This window comes from Desulfobacterales bacterium (assembly GCA_034003325.1).
GTDB lineage: Bacteria > Desulfobacterota > Desulfobacteria > Desulfobacterales > JAFDDL01 > JAVEYW01.
In genome coordinates, this window is sequence record JAVEYW010000002.1 from 133,590 (window position 1) to 147,195 (window position 13,606).

Consider the following 13,606-nt stretch of genomic DNA (forward strand, 5'->3'; position numbering starts at 1 on the left):
ATCCTTTGCAAACCTGATCAAAGTCAAAGCTGGACACTCTAAACCACTGCAGGTCCGTTGGTTTCAGAATTTCCAGTTTTACCCTTCATAAGGCCATAAGGATATCGCCCAAAGCCGGTGCCTGATTCGCGCTTCGGTCCGCCGATTATTAATAAGATGCCCCCAGGGCGTCCCATGGACGCCTGGAGGCATGGTCTTGCATTTCGTTATCGGCCGGATAGCGCCGAAACGTCATTCATTAGGAAACAATCTTGATGTAATCTTTCTTGAATACATCCCAGGCTTTTGCTTTGGGATCATATTTGGAGTTCACAAAGCAGAACCAGTTCTGATCATCCTGTCCGGGATAATCGGCCTGATAGTAGAAGCCCGGATAACGGGTTTCTTTCCGGAACTGAATGTGACGCAGATGCGATTCAACCGTCCAGATACGATGATAAATTTCCCAAGCTCTCATGAGTTCATGCAGATCGCCGGCAGCCATTTTTTCGCAATCTTCGCGCATGGTCTGCAGCAGATCCATTACCACCTCAAGCGATTTGCTGGAGGTCTGATAATACGTGGCCGTACCGGCGCCGTATTCATGGGTGGCTTTCATGAGACGATACATCATGCCGTTGGGTTTGATGTAGTTGGGGTTGATATCAACCGCGGTGGTATAGTTGCAATTGTCCAAGAAGACACGAACCGGTTTGTAAACCAGGTCCACCAATGCTTCCTTGCTCTCGGCCAGGGTCGGTTTGAAATCCGCATGGTCAACTGCGTAACGGACCATCTGCTTGGCAGCGATGCGGCCTTCGGCATGGGAACCGGAAGAGAACTTGTGACCGGAGCAACCGACGCCGTCACCGGAGGTGAAGAGGCCGTTAACCGTGGTCATTCTGTTATAGACCTTGCCGTTATCGGCTTTGATCTTGTAAGCATCCGGCACCCAGTCAAGATCCGGACCGGAGGTCCACAGACCGCAGCAGCCGGAGTGAGATCCCAGCAGGTACGGTTCGGTCGGCATAATTTCGGAATTCTTCTTTTCGGGCTCACAATCCTGCGCACACCACAAGTTGGCTTGGCCGCAGGTCATGTCCAAGAAATCTTCCCAGGCTTCGGACTCAAGATGCTTGAGTTCTTTCTTGTCCAGGGTCGCGCCCAGTGTCGCCAGCGCCGTGACGGTATCCATCAGTATCGGGCCGCGGCCTTCTTTCATTTCAAACAGCATCAGGTGGTTCCGCAGACAGGTCGGGGTAATGGCGGCGGTTCCATAAGGTGCATATTTCTGCAACTCGGCTTTCGCAGCATCGCTGGCGTTGAAGTTTTCACCCAAGCCGTTGAGCAATTTGGCTTTGAAGAGCAAGAACCAAGCGCCGACCGGGCCATAACCGTCTTTGAAACGAGCCGGCGTGAATCGGTTCTCCATCATTGAAAGTTCCGCACCGACCTTCATGCACATGGTGTAGGTGGAGCCCGCATTCCATACCGGATACCAAGCACGACCTTTTCCTTCACCTACCGAACGCGGCTGATAAATGTTTACCGCGCCGCCGCAGGCGACCATCATGGTTTTGCATTTAATGATATAAACTTTGTTTTCGCGAACAGAGAAACCAACCGCGCCAGCAATCGTGTTGGGCTTATTGGCATCCAGCAGCAGCTCAACGATAAAGACGCGCTCCAGAATGTTTTCTTCGCCCAGGGCTTTCTTGGCGGCTTCAGCGACAACGCGTTTGTAAGATTCGCCGTTGATCATGATCTGCCATTTGCCGGTACGAACCGGTTTGGCACCGCTTTTCAAGGTACCCATTGCCTGGCCTTTTTTACCATCCAGGTTTTTTCCCTCTTTGGATAATTTCCAGATCGGAAGGCCCCATTCTTCAAACAAATGGACGGAATCATCCACATAACAGCCCAAGTCAAAAATCAGGTCTTCACGAACCAAACCCATCAGGTCGTTACGAACCATGCGGACATAATCATCCGGCGAATTTTCGCCGACATAGGTATTGATGGCGGAAAGCCCCTGCGCAACGGCGCCGCTTCGTTCCATGGCGGCCTTGTCACACAGCAATACGGTTTGACCATCCTTCATCCATTTTTTAATTTCAAACGCCGTACCGCAAGCAGCCATACCACCGCCAACGATAAGGATGTCAACTTCGCGCTCAACGACTTCAGGGTCTCTTACCGCTTTGATTTCGCCCGTCGGTTTATTCGGTAATGCCATATTATTTCCTCCTTCAAATTAGAAAGATAGCTTTTTCAAATTCGCTTCTAAAAGGATCTTGCCAATGGTCTTCGACCGTTCTTATGCTTTGGGTACCGGCAAAACAACGCCGTCCGCTTCCTGTGTCGAAAGCAGCGGGCTGTTAAGATCCTTACCTTTTAGGTCCGCATACGCATTGGCGGCGCCTTCGGGGGTAGTCCGAATGGGGAATTTAAAGCGTTTGATGAGGCCGTTTCTAAATTTGCATGTCCACATCACATCTTCGGTTCCAAGCATCGGCATGATGCTACTTCCCAGGGGTACGAAATCGGCATAGCCGCGAACTTCAATCGCCTGGGTCGGACAAATCTTTACGCAGGAAAAGCATTCCCAGCACTGATCCGGTTCTTGGTTATAGGCCTTCATGGCGTTGGGATCCAACACCATCAGGTCGTTGGGGCAAATATACATACATGCTGTTTTATCGCCGCCTTTGCAACCATCACATTTTTCCTGAATTACATAACTTGGCATTTAACATACCTCCTCAATTAAGTTCATGGGTTCCAAATTGAACATCCCTAAAAAAAGACTCACCTCGTTAAGTCTTAAGCGTTTCGACACCTCCCTTCATCTTTTGCCCTTAAGCGTCTTATGGTGGGCTATTTTATCTTTTTTTCCTCTTAATACAGTCCATTGACTGATTTATCCTGAATGCCGAAGCGGCTCATTCGCGCCGCCCCCTTGTGCCATTCCTATGAATATATCCTTTAAAAGCAACAAGATAGATTCTATTCGTACAAGAATATTCGAATATCACCCACGCCAATAGTTGTCAAGAATTTTTGGCGGGCAATTAATTATAATTATGTGAGCTGAATCAAGATTCTATTCATTAATTGCAAGATCTGGCGGGAAAAACCCGTTTTGAGCACTATATATAGTGGCGTTCGGGGGCATCGCCATTAAAAGGGTTGACGCGCACAAAAAGCGTTTCTATTTAAAGGATGACTGGTTCACCGATGATGATGGCGTCGTCCTCGCGCACCGGCGAACTACAACCATGACACTATCACAAGGAAGCGATTGAACCATGGATGACCCTATCTTTCCCATTTCCAAAAACGACCGGTTTACCTTTTCATGCAACCACCGGGTTGCCTGTTTTAACGACTGTTGCCAGGATTTGAATCAATACCTGACCCCCTACGATATTCTGCGGGCCAAGCAGCACTTGGGTTTGCCTTCCTCTGAATTTTTATCCCGATACACGTGCAGTCACACAGGACAGGCGTCCGGTTTGCCCGTGATTACATTGAAGACGAGCCCCGGCGCCGGCGTTACATGCCCATTCGTGAAGAAAGAAGGGTGTCTGATATACAACAACCGGCCAGCCTCCTGTCGCCTGTATCCCCTGGCCAGAGCGCTTTCCCGCGATCGAAAAAGCGGGCAGGTAACCGAGCAGTATTTCCTTATAAAAGAAGACCATTGCGGGGGATTCGGTTCGGGAAAATCTTGGACGGTTACCGAATGGCTCGATGATCAGGGCCTTCACATCTACAATGAGATGAATGACAAGATGATGGAAATCATCCATCTGAAAAATTGCCTGATGCCCGGCCCCCTGGATACCAAGTCGGCCCATTTATGTCACATGGCGTTATATGATCTAGATTCTTTTCGGCATCAAATAGTTGAAAAGGGGATTCTCGGTGATAATCTCCCCGCTTCTGATATTCTGGAACCGGTTCGCTCGGATGACACAGCATTGCTGAACTTTGCCATGACCTGGATTCAACAGGTTCTTTTCTCAAAAGGCGGAAGGGAATAACAATGCAACTATCCGGCAAAGTCGCTCTGGTTTTAGGGGCGATCAAGGGGATCGGAAAGGGGATCGCACTGGCACTGGCAACAGACAGCGCCAAGGTGGCTGTTACCTACCACGACTGGCAAGAACATCTGCCGCAACTAGAATCAGATCTTTGCGCCACCCGGGAAGAGCACCTTATTATTAGGGCGAATCTGTTGGAAACCGAAACCATCGCTGAAGTCATTCAACGCGTTTTAAATCGATTCGGTCGGCTTGATATTCTGATCAATAATATTGAACGGGGCGGATGGCCGGTGGTTCACGGATCTTATGTGCAAGAGCAATGGGATCTGGAACTTGCCACCACCTTACGCGCCAAAAGGTGGGTGTTTGATGCCGCGCTGCCGCACTTAAAGGCGTCGGGAGACGGCTGCGTCATCAATTTTTCCTCCATCGCCGGTATTGTCGGCCGCAGCGGCCCGGCCCGGTATATTTTTAACGATGGGTACGCCGCAGCAAACCGGGGCGTTTCGCTATTAACCGAAACATGGGCCCGCATGGGGGCGCCGGAGGTTCGGGTTAACGAAATTATGCTCGGTTTTATGGAAACGCGTCATGCCGGGCATACCCGGGGATGGGGTCTTTTGACCGATGTCCAAAAACAGGCGCTGCTGGATCACACCCTGCTAGCACGCACCGGTTCCATTTCGGATGTCATCAAGGCGGTGATGTTTATGATCAAGGAGGCCCCCTTCATGACAGGTAGCGTATTGCGAATAGACGGTGGCTATCCGCTGGGCGGAGAGAAAATGGGCCCAATGCCCGACGGGGTGGTCTAAGCGTTAATTTTTGTGTTCAGGCTATTTTTTAAGTTTGATATCGGGAGACGATTGCCCCCAAATAAATAGCGTTATCCATGAAAACCCCAGCAGCAGCAACGCCGAATCGCTGCGGCGAACATGTTTTAATAGGGTTGCTTCAACCTTATACCGCTTTAGGAAGCTGCTGCCGAATACAAACTCCCGAAATTTATCCACGTTATAAGCAGCCATGAAGGCCATTTTCGCTTTGGGATTTTCCATGCCGGCCGTTCCCCAGGGATTGACCTGAAACCGTTGCTTCAATTCCGCCCATCGGGCCGTCATGCGATGGTAGGGGTCGGCCTGTTGGTCTGTTACCCAGGCATCTATCGTCCAGGGCGTTGTTTCATTAGGTCCCAAACAAAACGCCGGTGGCCTTAAAAAGCAGACCCTTTGCGGTTTTTGATACCCTTCTCCGTAAATCACGCCGAATTCAAGGGGAAAACTTCGGCAGGCATCCGGGCGATCCGGATAAACCGCGCATCCCGAGTCAAGAAGAAAGGGGCAGGTTTTTTCTTCATTATCAGACATTCTCAGCAATACGTCCGGAAAATAGTTCCCCTCGCGCATGACCACATCCACATGCTGTTCGATAAACGCATCAGAGGAAATCCCCCTGTTTTTTTTTAGACGGAGCACATCATAGGGATACAGAAACAGATTCAGGTTTCGGCAACACCGATTGAAACAACCGATCCCGGGATGGCATCGAAAAGAAAACGTGTCCTTCGGCCCGAGCCGCCGGCCGGGCAATGCATCTATTTCCTCGAAATCGATTCGCTTCACGGAGGGGAGTCCTTCCTGGTAATCCGATGTTGCGCCATCAGCATGTCTGCGACGGTCATTTTTATCTTGTGTGTCATTCCAGTAATCAAGCGCGCCTCCTGTTCCAGGATAGCCATTTCCCGATAGAACGGGGTTCGGTCAAATCGAAAATAAGGCTTTCCCTGAGCACAGGCGTCAAATTGCCGGCACCCTTGCCCCCGCAAAATGCCGCCATTGGGCGAGTGTAGCTCGTGAGCGATGCCGTGCAGCCGGCATATCATAGGGCGATACGCATAGGCTATGCACCGTTGGTTTCGGTTAAGCGGGCACATGATGCGAATTTTTCGGCCTGCCTTATCCGCCGCGAGGGTTTTATCAACAACCGCCACCGCTTGAGTGAGCACGCTCTCTCGTATCTCCTGAGCAAGGGTTTCCACGCCCTGCGCTAAAAAGGCATATTCAATCAGCGTGTGGTGGTAAAACCGGGTTTCACAACAGTTTTCCGCGCAGCCGTCACAATGAAACCCATATGCGCGCGCGGCCTCATCGTATTTTTGTTCCATACGTAAAAACAGGCCGCCAAGCCGGCCGAGAATCGCTGCAAGCGCTTTTTGTGTCCGTAAATCGGCATCAGGAAAAAAATGCATTCACGCTCCGGTCATACCTGAGGGGTGGGAAAAAATATTTTTTCATAAAGGTCCAGCGCATACCGATCCGTCATGCTGGCGATAAAATCACAAACCACGCGCTCTTTGGGCTGAAAATCCAACGGGCGTTTATCCATTTCCATCTTGGCGAGTTCTTCGCGAAGGCATGATTCTTCTTCGAGAAAATAATAATAAAGGTCCGATAATATCTTTTTGGCCTTCACGAACTGATTATGGACGCGTGGGGATCGATAGACCTCCGTGTATAGAAATTCTCTTAACCGGCACATTTCCGTATATATCGCGTCACTCATGGTGAGCGTGACGCTCCCGTTGGGCCCCTGGCTCGAATAAATCAGATCATGAATCATGGTGGTGGCACGCTCGGAATGGTTTCGGCCAAGCGTGGTCACGATGGAAGTCGGAATCTGCTCCCGCCGGATCACGCCACTTCGTATCGCATCATCCAGGTCATGGTTTAAATACGCAATGATGTCGGATACCCGAACAATCCGACCCTCCAGAGTGACCGCCATCTCACCGGGTTTGCTCGAAATAATCGAGCCATAGCCTTTGGCGTGCTTTAATATGCCGTCGCGAACCTCATAGGTTAGGTTCAGCCCCTCGCCTTTATTTTCCAGTTTGTCGACCACCCGCAGGCTTTGTTTCTGGTGAGAAAAGTGGCGGGAATAAATCTCCTGCAAAACGGTTTCGCCGCTGTGCCCGAAGGGGGTGTGCCCCAAATCATGACCGAGGGAGATAGCTTCTACCAGGTCCTCGTTTAACCGGAGCGCCCTGGCTATTGTTCGAGCGGTTTCAGAGACTTCCAGTGTATGCGTCAACCGGGTTCGGTAGTGATCACCCAAGCCCAATGGCGCCAGGAAGACCTGCGTTTTTTGCTTTAACCGTCTAAACGCATTCGAATAAACAATTCTATCCCGGTCCTGCTGAAAAACGGTTCGAATGGGACAAAGAGGCTCTTTTTTTACGCGGCCCCGCGATTGAGCGCTTAGGCATCCGCAGGGAGAGACAAAGCTTTTTTCCCTTTTTTCAAATTCTTCTCGTATCGACATGGAATATATGCATCAACACAAAGACGATGTCCTTCGGAAACAACCGCTTTGCAAAGGGCTCCAGATAATTTTAGGCCTTTCATTCTTTTCATAAATCGTTATACTTGTAAAGGAATAATCGAACTGGACATTTCCCTGAAACAAGCGAAAAACAGTGAGGGTTGCTCTAATTTTTATTTTATAATTTCAGAAACATGAAAGATTAAAGGATGGGGGGTCATCATCTCACACTCGGAAGGCTTTCCGACTTTCTCACCGGCGAGACGCTGGACGACACGCTCGACGAGAGGGACCGGCAGCAGCTGGCAACGTTCCTCGTTGAGCAAAAAGGATATCAAAAAAGCGACATTCTGCCGCGTCAACGCATCCTTGTTTCTGCCGGAGCGTGTCGGGCGCACATTCCGCTCGATTTTACGATACATCTTTCCTCGATTATCGGCATGATCATAAAATATGGGCCGGGCTCCATTGTCACCCGACGCCGATCGACATTATCCCTGTCCCGAATCTGCGCGCCTTACCAAGTGCCGATCGTAGTTGTCACCAATGGTAAATCCGCGGAAATTCTTGACGGCGAGTCCGGAAACATTCTATCCGAAGGCCTTGAAACCATACCCTCCAGGCGCCAGCTTGAAAAAACGTTAAGCGCGGCAACGATGACCAAGATCGACGAAAAACGGTTTGAAATGGAATCTCGAATTCTCTATGCGTTTGAAGTCGACGGTGCCTGCCCATGCGATGATACCATCTGCAGATTACAGGGAGACCCGTGAGTCATGTGGCGAACCGTTTCTGAAAACCCGCATCATGAACTTTTTATGAGAAAAGCGCTGGTTGAAGCGCAAACCGCTCTTCTGGCCGGAGAGTTTCCGGTTGGCTGTGTGTTGGTCTGTGAGGATCGGGTGGTTGCTTCAGGCGCGCGAAAAGGCACCGCCTCACATGCGCCCAATGAAACCGATCACGCGGAAATATTGGCACTTAACCGCCTGAGCCGACGAAAGCCGGCTATCGACACAAGGCGTATCACGGCCTACTGCACACTTGAACCCTGCCTGATGTGCTACGGCGCACTTCTTATCTCGGGCATCTCCCATATCGTTTATGCATACGAGGATGCGATGGGCGGCGGCACGCGATGTGATTTGGACGCCATGCCCCCTTTGTATCGGAAAGCCGCCATCTCGCTGATTCCCCATGTGCTGCGCCATGAAAGCCTGTTGTTGTTTAAAGCCTATTTTGAAAACCCTGCCAACGGTTATCTGAAAAACACCTTTCTGGCCGAGTATACCCTTGCCCAACCGTCTGCTATTCCCGCCGCTGTTACACCGAATACGTAACGCCATCGATACCGCCCCGCGTTATCCCCAGGGCAATCGCATGTAACCCATAGCCCGCTTCAGCCTTGAGAAAAATCGGATTCCAGCTGCGGCAAACTCACGCGGAACGCGTTCAAACAGTGCCGCAGCTTCCATCCGATCCCCCTCAAGGCTTTCGCTCCCAGCTGTTCATTTCTACATAGATTGCCCTGGCGTTATCCCGAATATCGGTTGACTTTTTGTTACGGTTCAATTAATTTTTCTCTTCGTTATGACGTTATTGTCATAACGAGATGCCCCTGATTCCGCTGCGCGGGAAACTCTAATGGCAACGGAGGCAACTCACGGGCATGGCCGGCTTTATAAAAAATTGTTGTTCGATGAACATTCATTGGAAAAAAACAGGAGGGTGTGGGCATGGCGGCAGGAGAGATGATTATCAACGGCGCGTCGTATCGGGTTAGCGCGAATCAGACCATTCTCGATGTGGCAACGGAAAACGGTATTCGGATTCCGACCTTGTGCCATTTGAAAGGCGCTTCTTCCACCGGCACCTGCGGCATCTGTGTGGTGGCGGTTGAGGACCGCGCGGAGCTGGTACCCGCATGTACGACGCCTGCCGCCAATAACATGGTCGTCCTGACGGAATCGAAACGGGTGGTGGCGGCAAGAAAACAGACTTTATCCAGATTACTCTCCTCCGGCAATCACAACTGTGCCATCGGCTCATCTGCGGAGAAGGACTGGGCGGCGTTCCAGGTGAGCACGTTTTCAAATGAGGGCGAGGAGGCCCTTTGTCCTGCCTGGGGAGACTGTCGGCTTCAGGACTTGGCCTATCAATACCAGGTGGCGGGTGGCATCGGCAGAAAAGGCGATCCGCTTTCCTTTCCCCGACCGGTAACGAATATTCCCATGATTGTGCGCGATTTTTCCCGATGCATTCGCTGTGGTCGCTGCGTCAAGGCGTGCAATGAAATTCAGGTGAATGGCGCTATCCGGTTTGATTTTCCAGACATAGATACGGACGGCGCCTTTTCAGGAGAATACCCTGCTGTCGATGAGAACTGTGTGTATTGCGGGGAGTGTGTTCAGGCTTGCCCGGTCGGCGCCCTGGTGGATAAAAAAGCCCGTTATCAACTTCGAACGCTCGAAACCCAAACCATCCGCACCACCTGCCCGTATTGCGGAGTGGGCTGCCAGCAGTTACTCCATGTCCGTGAGGGGAAAATCGTGAAAGTCACCGGTGTCGAGGACGCGCAGCCGAACAAGGGCCGACTGTGTGTCAAGGGGCGTTTCGGATATGATTTCATTTATTCACCCGAACGCCTCACCGATCCACTGATCAAGGACAACGGCGTGTTTCGAAAGGCCTCCTGGGATGAAGCCCTCGATCTGGTTGCCAACACCATTAAAAAGATCATCGCGGAAGACGGTCCGTCGGCTGTGGCCGGCGTTAGCTGTGCCAGAAGCATCAACGAAGATTCCTATCAAATGCAAAAATTGTTTCGATCGGTGTTCAAGACCAATAATATCGATCATTGCGCCCGTACCTGACATGCCCCCACAGTCGCCGGTCTGGCGACATCTTTCGGTTCGGGTGCCATGACCAATTCCTTTGATGAATTTCAAAAAGCCCGAATGTTCCTGGTGATTGGGTCAAACATGACCGAGGCGCATCCGGTGGCCGCGACCTTTCTTAAAAATGCGGTTCGATCCGGTGCCAAACTGATTCTAGTCGATCCGAGAAAGCACCGGTTGGCGGACTACGCCGACATTCACGTACCAATCAAGGTCGGCAGCGACATCGCCTTTTTAAACGGGGTGATGCATGTCCTGATAGCAGAGGATCTTTACGATAAAGCCTTTGTCGCAGCGCACACACAAGGGTTTGAACCACTAAGGGAAAAGGTCCTGGAATTTCCGCCCGAACGTGCTGCGAATATCGCTGGTATTGATCCGGCGGTCATTTATGAGGTGGCCCGTTTGCTTGCGAAAGTCAAACCGGCCATGCTGTGTTACACCCTTGGCATCACCGAGCACACCTGCGGCAGAAACAATGTCATGTCCACGGCCAATCTTCAGATGCTTCTGGGGAATATGGGCATGGCCTGCGGCGGCGTGAATCCCCTTCGCGGGCAAAACAATGTTCAGGGAGCCTGCGACATGGGCGCATTGCCCAATGTCTATCCGGGCTATCAACCGGTGACAGACCCCAAAGCAAAGGAAAAATTTGAACGCGCATGGGGGGTTGAAAATCTTTCAAACACCATCGGCCTCATGATGCCAAAAATGATGGACGGGTTGGTGTCGGGTGCGGTCCGGGGGTTTTACATCTTCGGGGAAAATCTTGCCTGCACCGAGCCGGACATTAAAAAGGTCGAGCATGAACTCGCGTCGGCCGAGTTCCTCGTGGTGCAGGATATCTTTCTGAACGAAACCACGAAATTTGCGGATGTGGTGCTGCCTGCGGCGGCCTGGAGTGAAAATGACGGCACCTTTGCCAGCAGTGAACGCCGGGTAAGCCGGGTGAGAACCGCCAGCCAACCGCCCGGAAACGCAAAGCCGAACTGGTGGATTTTTAGAGAAATCGCCAAAAGAATGGGGCATGAGTGGGCATCCGAAAGCGCCAGGGAAATTTGGGATAATGAGGTCTCGGTTCTTGCACCCCCGCTTTCGGGTATCAAATATTATCGTATCGAGCACGACGGCCTTCAGTGGCCCTGTCCCGATGAAGCCCACCCGGGAACCCGGTTTTTGCACAAGGATGGTAATTTCACTGCTGGAAAGGGAGCCTTCATCCCGGTAGACTGGACGCCGGCGGCAGAAGTTCCGGATGCCGAATACCCCATGGTACTGAGTACCGGCCGGCGCCTGTATCATTATCATACCCGTACGCAGACGGGGAGGTGCGAGGGACTCAATGATCTTCTGTCGGAGGAAACCGCCGATATTTCCCCCATGGACGCCGAAAAATACCGGATTGCCCAGGGTGAAAGAATTCGGGTTCGCTCCAGAAGGGGGGCGGTAGAGGTCAAAGCCCGCGTCACCCAAGAAGTTCAGGCCGGTCTTGTCTGGATGGCTTTTCATTTTCGTGAGAACAACGCAAACTGGCTGACCAATCCCGCCTTTGATCCGGTCACCCTGACGGCCGAATACAAGGCTTGTGCCGTAAGGCTTGAAAAAATCGATTAAGCCGCTCATCTCTTGATTAGGAATTCCCAACGCCCTCTTTACCGATGATAGCGCTGCGGTCTTGTTATTTATCCGCGATCGGTTTATGTTGTGGGTAATTGCGACATATAAATCCGGGTATGCGGAACAATAGATTTAACCTTGTCAACACATGCTCATTCGTATGGCTTGCCGATATGACCCGAAAACCAACAACATTTTACACCCGCTCCAATGTCTGGATTCAAGATGCCGAAGGCAACATCGTCTTTGGATTGGGTCGCTGCAAAATCCTGCGCGCCATCCAACGCCACGGTTCCATTCATGCTGCAGCCAAGGAGCTGAAGATCGGGTACCGGGCCATTTGGGCCAGAATAAAGGCCACGGAAGATCGGCTCGGGGAAAAGCTGCTGATAAAAACCATCGGCGGCGCTACCGGTGGTGGTTCCCGGTTGACGCCTCTAGCGGAGACGCTATTGTCCGAATTTGACAAGGTCCAAAAACATATCGAAAAAGAAACCGACCGCCAGCTTGAAAAGCATCTGGGGGCTTATTTGCCCTTGAATAGGAACGGATGACCGTTGACGCTTCTTTGAGCGCAGGTTAACCGATACGATCATCGGAAGTTATCTTCCACATTTTTCTTGAATTTTTCCCTTGAATCTCTTAGTGATTTCGGATATGGGTTTCTGCTGTTTAATAGCATTCCCTTTTTTGTTCATGGGCACTGAATGAATTGGGACGGGTTTCCGGTGCAAATCAAGAACGCCGGGGGGCCCTTAATAATAACGACGGTCGGAGGTGATAGCATAGCTATAAAACGCACCAACAAGGACAACAGGTCAAGCGATTCCGGTGTCAGCATAAACAGGGAAATACGCGCGAGGGAGGTTCGGGTTATCGACCCGGACGGCAATCAAATCGGCATCATTCCAACCCATCAGGCCCTTGCTGCGGCAGGTGATTTCGGTTTGGATTTGGTTGAAGTGTCCCCGAACGCAAACCCACCGGTTTGTAAGATCATGGATTATGGCCGATATAAATATGAACAGACCAAAAAGCTTCAGGAAGCCAAAAAGAAGCAAAGCAGCTTCCAGCTTAAAGAAATAAAAGTGCGCCCTAAAACGGGTGAGCATGATTTAGAAACAAAAATTGGTCATATTATCAAGTTCATCGGGAAAAAGGATCGGGTCAAGGTAACCGTCGTTTTCAGGGGCCGAGAAATCACCCTTGCCCAACTCGGCCGGGAATTGCTGAAAAAAATTGTCGAAGCGACTGAAGACGTGGCCGTCGTTGAGCAAGAACCTAAATTTGAAGGCAAAACGATGATAATGGTTTTATCACCGAAATCATAACACCATACCGAATCAATGACCGATTCTTCCCTATACCCTAAGGGAGGAATAGCACCTATAAAAATGAGTCGTTAGCTGTGGCGTGGGCGTTTTTAAGCGGTTGCTCGCGCCACCTGTTTTTTATCCGGGGAGATCTTCTCCGGCCGAATATTCATGATAACCACCCGCTATTGCGGCGGAATAATTTTAAAGATTAATCTCCGGGAGAGGATATCTCATGCCAAAAATTAAAACCAACAGGGCCGCCGCGAAGCGGTTTAAAATGACCGGTACGGGAAAGGTCGTATTTAAAAAATCCCACCATAGCCATATTCTGACGAAGAAAAGCACCAAGCGCAAACGGTCCTTGCGGCTTGGTCAGATTGTGGACAAAACGAATATGCGGGAAATAAGACAACTTCTGCCAAACGGATAA

Annotated in this window: 13 protein-coding genes; 8 read left to right on the plus strand and 5 right to left on the minus strand. The window is 50.9% G+C overall.

Annotated elements, in window-relative coordinates; translation table 11 throughout:
- Positions 1-238: 238 nt before the first annotated feature.
- Together aprA and aprB are read right to left on the minus strand one after the other, a co-directional pair.
- Entirely contained in the window at positions 239-2,215 is a 1,977-nt protein-coding gene (gene aprA, locus RBT11_02640) for an adenylyl-sulfate reductase subunit alpha (protein MDX9785648.1), read from the minus strand.
- Between the two features lie 81 nt (positions 2,216-2,296).
- Positions 2,297-2,728: an adenylyl-sulfate reductase subunit beta gene (aprB, locus tag RBT11_02645; protein MDX9785649.1), complete on the minus strand. Its 432-nt coding sequence runs from the start codon at positions 2,726-2,728 to the stop codon at positions 2,297-2,299.
- Between the two features lie 559 nt (positions 2,729-3,287).
- On the opposite strand from aprB, the gene RBT11_02650 reads away from it, so the two are divergent.
- Positions 3,288-4,025 carry a YkgJ family cysteine cluster protein gene (locus RBT11_02650; GenBank protein ID MDX9785650.1) on the plus strand — a complete coding sequence of 246 codons (738 nt, stop codon included), beginning with the start codon at positions 3,288-3,290 and terminating at the stop codon, positions 4,023-4,025.
- A 2-nt stretch (positions 4,026-4,027) separates the two neighbouring features.
- Positions 4,028-4,843, plus strand: a complete 816-nt coding sequence (locus RBT11_02655) for an SDR family oxidoreductase (GenBank protein ID MDX9785651.1) — start codon at positions 4,028-4,030, stop codon at positions 4,841-4,843.
- A gap of 21 nt (positions 4,844-4,864) precedes the next feature.
- Here the strand turns inward: RBT11_02655 and RBT11_02660 are convergent, their stop codons facing one another.
- Genes RBT11_02660 through RBT11_02670 form a run of 3 tightly spaced genes read right to left on the minus strand, consistent with a single transcriptional unit; the run spans position 4,865 to position 7,349 of the window.
- The gene (locus RBT11_02660) at positions 4,865-5,650 is read right to left on the minus strand and encodes a YkgJ family cysteine cluster protein (GenBank protein MDX9785652.1); all 786 of its coding nucleotides are present in this window, start codon (positions 5,648-5,650) and stop codon (positions 4,865-4,867) included.
- Positions 5,647-6,276, minus strand: a complete 630-nt coding sequence (locus RBT11_02665) for a hypothetical protein (protein ID MDX9785653.1) — start codon at positions 6,274-6,276, stop codon at positions 5,647-5,649. The genes RBT11_02660 and RBT11_02665 overlap by 4 nt, the downstream gene beginning before the upstream one ends.
- Positions 6,277-6,287: 11 nt before the next feature.
- Entirely contained in the window at positions 6,288-7,349 is a 1,062-nt protein-coding gene (locus tag RBT11_02670) for a deoxyguanosinetriphosphate triphosphohydrolase (protein ID MDX9785654.1), read from the minus strand.
- Positions 7,350-7,558: 209 nt separating this feature from the next.
- Between RBT11_02670 and RBT11_02675 the strand changes: the two genes are divergently transcribed.
- From RBT11_02675 to rpmI, 6 genes are all read left to right on the plus strand, one after another.
- Positions 7,559-8,122: a type I restriction enzyme HsdR N-terminal domain-containing protein gene (locus tag RBT11_02675; protein MDX9785655.1), complete on the plus strand. Its 564-nt coding sequence runs from the start codon at positions 7,559-7,561 to the stop codon at positions 8,120-8,122.
- Between the two features lie 3 nt (positions 8,123-8,125).
- Positions 8,126-8,686 (plus strand): nucleoside deaminase, encoded by a 561-nt coding sequence (locus RBT11_02680; protein MDX9785656.1) that lies wholly within the window; start codon positions 8,126-8,128, stop codon positions 8,684-8,686.
- Positions 8,687-9,082: 396 nt separating this feature from the next.
- Positions 9,083-11,857, plus strand: coding sequence for a formate dehydrogenase subunit alpha (gene fdhF / locus RBT11_02685; GenBank protein MDX9785657.1), 2,775 nt, complete (start codon positions 9,083-9,085; stop codon positions 11,855-11,857).
- Between the two features lie 176 nt (positions 11,858-12,033).
- Positions 12,034-12,414 (plus strand): LysR family transcriptional regulator, encoded by a 381-nt coding sequence (locus RBT11_02690; protein ID MDX9785658.1) that lies wholly within the window; start codon positions 12,034-12,036, stop codon positions 12,412-12,414.
- A 153-nt stretch (positions 12,415-12,567) separates the two neighbouring features.
- Complete coding sequence (gene infC / locus RBT11_02695) at positions 12,568-13,191, plus strand: translation initiation factor IF-3 (protein ID MDX9785659.1); 624 nt, start codon at positions 12,568-12,570, stop codon at positions 13,189-13,191.
- Positions 13,192-13,408: 217 nt separating this feature from the next.
- Complete coding sequence (rpmI, locus tag RBT11_02700; GenBank protein ID MDX9785660.1) at positions 13,409-13,606, plus strand: 50S ribosomal protein L35; 198 nt, start codon at positions 13,409-13,411, stop codon at positions 13,604-13,606.

What these genes read in the sequence shown, in the direction of transcription:
- rpmI (MDX9785660.1), top strand. Translation starts at nt 13,409, where the DNA reads ATGCCAAAAATTAAAACCAACAGGGCCGCCGCGAAGCGGTTTAAAATG.
- RBT11_02690 (MDX9785658.1), top strand. Translation starts at nt 12,034, where the DNA reads ATGACCCGAAAACCAACAACATTTTACACCCGCTCCAATGTCTGGATT.
- aprA (MDX9785648.1), bottom strand. Translation starts at nt 2,215, where the DNA reads ATGGCATTACCGAATAAACCGACGGGCGAAATCAAAGCGGTAAGAGAC.
- aprB (MDX9785649.1), bottom strand. Translation starts at nt 2,728, where the DNA reads ATGCCAAGTTATGTAATTCAGGAAAAATGTGATGGTTGCAAAGGCGGC.
- RBT11_02680 (MDX9785656.1), top strand. Translation starts at nt 8,126, where the DNA reads ATGTGGCGAACCGTTTCTGAAAACCCGCATCATGAACTTTTTATGAGA.
- RBT11_02665 (MDX9785653.1), bottom strand. Translation starts at nt 6,276, where the DNA reads ATGCATTTTTTTCCTGATGCCGATTTACGGACACAAAAAGCGCTTGCA.
- infC (MDX9785659.1), top strand. Translation starts at nt 12,568, where the DNA reads ATGAATTGGGACGGGTTTCCGGTGCAAATCAAGAACGCCGGGGGGCCC.
- RBT11_02675 (MDX9785655.1), top strand. Translation starts at nt 7,559, where the DNA reads ATGGGGGGTCATCATCTCACACTCGGAAGGCTTTCCGACTTTCTCACC.
- RBT11_02650 (MDX9785650.1), top strand. Translation starts at nt 3,288, where the DNA reads ATGGATGACCCTATCTTTCCCATTTCCAAAAACGACCGGTTTACCTTT.
- RBT11_02655 (MDX9785651.1), top strand. Translation starts at nt 4,028, where the DNA reads ATGCAACTATCCGGCAAAGTCGCTCTGGTTTTAGGGGCGATCAAGGGG.
- RBT11_02670 (MDX9785654.1), bottom strand. Translation starts at nt 7,349, where the DNA reads ATGTCGATACGAGAAGAATTTGAAAAAAGGGAAAAAAGCTTTGTCTCT.